The following is a 611-nucleotide window of genomic DNA, read 5'->3' as shown; positions in this document are numbered from 1 at the left end:
GGACAGGACACCATCAACTCTCAATTGCGACACCAGGCGCTGCAACCTCGATCATCCTCGGCTTCTTGCTGGTTCCTGTCAAGATGGTTGCTGGGAGATGCTCCTGTTCATAGGCCGAGAGATGGACTCCAAGTGCTGCTCTCCCTGAGGGATCCAGGTTCCCCGACCACTGAGCATCCCACTCTACCGCCTTTGCCGTGCTGCATGCAACGCTTGGCCCGCCTGGCACCGTCAGGATCGCCGAGTTCTGGGGGAAGAACCTCTCAAATATCATCCTGTAACAGTAGGCCTCTTTTGTAGTCGGGGTGTTGTGCGGGTAGATGAACTTTGCATTTGACATCATCTTATCGGTCACATTTGATTCTGCGTGAGCCTTTAGGCCATCAATCCAGCTATAGCCAACACCATCACTGAACTGCTCTTTCTGCCTGTACAGAATGTGCTTTGGCAGGAATGGTTGCTCCTCGTCATCAAATGCTTTCCTCAGCACCCACTTCTCAATTCTTCCAAGATCAGGTCGGATCATCTTCCACTCAGGATCTATGCTCATTGCCTCATTGATAAACTCCTTGTCCAGGAATGGCACACGTGCTTCGAGTGGAAGATGATCC

1 protein-coding gene is annotated in these 611 nt (G+C 51.9%); it reads right to left on the bottom strand.

Annotation, left to right across the window (positions count from 1 at the left end):
• Positions 1–13: 13 nt before the first annotated feature.
• Positions 14–611: asparagine synthase-related protein (locus tag IE273_RS45605; protein ID WP_189820567.1), on the bottom strand; the 598-nt coding region annotated here is incomplete at its 5' end.

The organism is Streptomyces olivaceoviridis, from assembly GCF_014650115.1.
Lineage (GTDB): Bacteria > Actinomycetota > Actinomycetes > Streptomycetales > Streptomycetaceae > Streptomyces > Streptomyces olivaceoviridis.
This window is presented reverse-complemented; position numbering and strand designations above follow the sequence as displayed.